The organism is Carboxylicivirga linearis, from assembly GCF_018271995.1.
GTDB classification, from domain to species: Bacteria; Bacteroidota; Bacteroidia; order Bacteroidales; family Marinilabiliaceae; genus Carboxylicivirga; species Carboxylicivirga linearis.
Genome location: NZ_JAGUCO010000063.1, coordinates 1 through 3,140 on the forward strand (window position 1 = coordinate 1; position 3,140 = coordinate 3,140).

At 36.8% G+C, this 3,140-nt stretch carries 4 protein-coding genes; all 4 read left to right on the forward strand.

The features are described from left to right. Positions 1-161 precede the first annotated feature (161 nt). Genes KEM10_RS23440 through KEM10_RS23455 form a run of 4 tightly spaced genes read left to right on the forward strand, consistent with a single transcriptional unit; the run spans position 162 to position 2,203 of the window. On the forward strand, positions 162-497 hold the full coding sequence (locus KEM10_RS23440; protein WP_212220703.1) for a helix-turn-helix domain-containing protein: 336 nt from the start codon (positions 162-164) through the stop codon (positions 495-497). Then, positions 497-1,213, forward strand: coding sequence for a hypothetical protein (locus KEM10_RS23445; protein WP_212220706.1), 717 nt, complete (start codon positions 497-499; stop codon positions 1,211-1,213). Before KEM10_RS23440 ends, KEM10_RS23445 begins: the two co-directional genes overlap by 1 nt. Beyond that, positions 1,197-1,859, forward strand: a complete 663-nt coding sequence (locus KEM10_RS23450) for an ATPase (protein WP_212220709.1) — start codon at positions 1,197-1,199, stop codon at positions 1,857-1,859. The genes KEM10_RS23445 and KEM10_RS23450 overlap by 17 nt, the downstream gene beginning before the upstream one ends. Before the next feature lie 35 nt (positions 1,860-1,894). Then, positions 1,895-2,203: a hypothetical protein gene (locus KEM10_RS23455; protein ID WP_212220712.1), complete on the forward strand. Its 309-nt coding sequence runs from the start codon at positions 1,895-1,897 to the stop codon at positions 2,201-2,203. Positions 2,204-3,140 lie beyond the last annotated feature (937 nt).

Below are 3,140 nucleotides of genomic sequence, written 5' to 3' on the forward strand. Positions count from 1 at the left end.
ATAATAATAACGTTTTTGTGTTATATAAAGGTGTATTATTATGTATTAGAGGTGTTTATTTAGATAAAGTGTTTAAAAACATCCCAACTTGGGATTAGGTTGGGAAAAACATTCAAATCTGTTTTTAACCTTTGGATATTTTTTAACCAAATACTATCATTATGACACTAAAGACTGAACGAGATTTCAATTATGGTCGTGAGAAGTTATATCGCGAACAAATCGTCACCACAACAGACCTTGTAGAATTTAAAAATGATCTATTGCAGGAGCTTTCAAAGATCTTAGTTGAAAACTTCAAACCGGGTGCTAAAAAATGGCTAAAAAGCGCAGAGGTTAGAAAGCTTTTAAAAATTTCTCCGGGAACACTACAGAGCATGCGTATTAATGGAGAACTTCCGTTTACCAAGGTAGGGGGAATGATCTTTTATGAGTACCAGGATATTCAGAAGATGTTTAATCGCAATAAAGTGGAAGTCAATTCAAGATTAGATTGATGAATTATATCAAACACCTCAATGCAGTATTTCAAAAATTTGCAGAGGATGTACAGATAGTACCCAGGCATATCAGTTTGTATATGGCTCTTTTCCAGCTTTGGAACCGGGTGAAGTTCGCAGACAAGATTGCACTGTCACGAGCAGAAACCATGTTATTGGCAAAGATCGGATCAGTCAATACCTATACCAGAACATTGAAAGAGTTACATGCCAGGGGGTATATCTGTTATCATCCTTCGCATAATCCATTGTGCGGATCTTCGGTTACTATTATCACTTTTGATACAAGCACTGGTTATACCAGTGATATAACCACTGATAACACTCTCTTTATTAATAGATATATAAATAATAATAAACAATTAAAAACAGTTAGAGAGAACGCGCCCGAAGGACAAATTGTTGAATTGAAATTACAAAGTGAGAAGTCGGATGCAACTATTCAGAAAAAACGTTTTATCAAACCAAGCCTTGAAGAAATCAAAGGGTATTTTGAGGAACGACAAGCCGACATTATAGAAGCGGATCGTTTTTTTAATCATTTTGAGTCGAATGGCTGGAAGGTAGGAGGGAAGAGTCCTATGAAAGACTGGAAAGCAGCTGTCAGAAACTGGATCCTGAATATAGAACGATATAGCTCAAAAAGGAACAATTACCGAGATGAAAACTATTTATCTGCCCCCAATGTAAAAAACTATGAAGAACCACTCTGAAGCTATTTGTTGGGAGAAAAACGGCTGGATGAACTATAGTTTTTCGGCTTGTTTGCAATGGCTGGATCACACCGGTAAGAAACGTTTTGGTGAAAGGTTCAGGATTTATAAAGAGGATCATCCCTTACTATACAAACTATTGGTTTATGCCATTAGTGATAAGGAAAATATAAGAAGACTGGGTATGCATGCCAATAAAGGCATTTTATTAAGCGGACCTGTTGGTTGCGGAAAAACCTCTCTTATGACAATGGTTTCGCAGTTTTGCTCAAAAGAAAAGCAGTATAACCTTATTTCAGCTCGTGAGGTAACCATTCGCTTTGCCCGTGAAGGATATGGCACTATTGATCGTTACAGTACTCAATCCTATCGATTTAGCAATATTGGTTACCAACCGGTTGTTTATTGTTTTGACGATCTGGGAACTGATCGTCCCATTCAATACTTCGGAAATGAGTGTAATGTGATGGGCGAAATTCTACTGGGAAGATATGATCACTTTGTCAAAAAGGGAATGCTTACTCATGCGACAACAAACTTGTCTGCCACAGAACTGGAAAAGCTGTATGGTAATCGGTTACGCAGCAGGATGCGGGAGATGTTTAACCTCGTTTCCTTTCCAGAAAATTCGGTTGATAAAAGATAGTATTTTTACAAAAGAATACTTCCTATTTTTACGTTATGGATAAAGTGAAGAAAGATATAAGTGAACTGATTAAGGAACATATTCATTCGCTTGATAAAGAGGCTGAAATCATGCTTTTGTTTCCGCAGGGTAAAAAGATTCATGAAGAATTACAGATATTTGTTTTTCTGCCCCATAAGGTTAGTTATTCAGATGAAAAACAATACCTGGATGCGAGTTATAAAGTAGAGTTGGAATCTCAGCAGTCGGTATCCATTTATATTTATTACAAAGAAAATTGGCATAAGCAGTTTAAGAATACTCCCATCTATCAGAAAGTGCAGAGTGAAGGAATAACATTATAAGACCTTCTTCCGGCACATTGGGTAAACAAATCTTTATAAGACACAAATCATTATAAGAAGGTAATGTTTACCCAATAAGCCGTTCGCGCTTTCGCTTCTCTGTAGCCTTACAGAACAAGTCAGCCATGACATCCTTGCCCGGAGCCCATCCAAGCCTTTGATGCCATGGCTTCCTGTTCAGAAAGGCTTTTTTATTAGGTAATGGATTTTGTACGTAAACTTTTTAGTTTAGGCTTTTCAATTACGCCTAAGCCAAGGTATATGCAGTCTGTCAGGAGGCAAAAGAGTTCGGCATAAACCCTCAGCGGATAAGCATTGAATCGGTCAGTTGATTAAAATACATGTGCTTTTATTGCAATTAATCTTGTATCTGATTTATTGTATCAGGTGATAAAAGCACAAGCATTTTGATGTCAAAGAAGTAATGCCAATCCGCTTAAGGCCTGCCCGCAGGCTATTTATTCCGCTTCCTTTTGCACTCCTGACAACACTGCTATGGCAGGTGGCTTACGCGAACAAAAAAGCCCTAATGTGTTTCTGCTTAGCAATTGATAGAATATGATGTTAAACAAAGCTATTACTTACCCTAAGCCGAATTGGGAAAAATCAAAACCAACCAAATGCTTTCAGAATCAATAAAAATCAATCGTTTATAGATGAAAATAATGAAATAAGAGAATCTTCATTAGTTTAAAATGCAGCAAAATATACGATTTATAATAATCTGTACCAACCCGGGATCAGGTTGGGAAAAATATCCAAATCGGTAACAGAACTTTGAGGTAACAAAAAACTCAAAGCATGTTCGGACTCGAAGAAATAACCTATCGTCAATTTGCAGCAGCACTGATAACGTTAGTTTGCATATACTACTTTCTTGTGTTTCTGTATCTGTTTGTGAAAGCAAGATTCAAAAGCAAACCTGAGATCTTTGAAT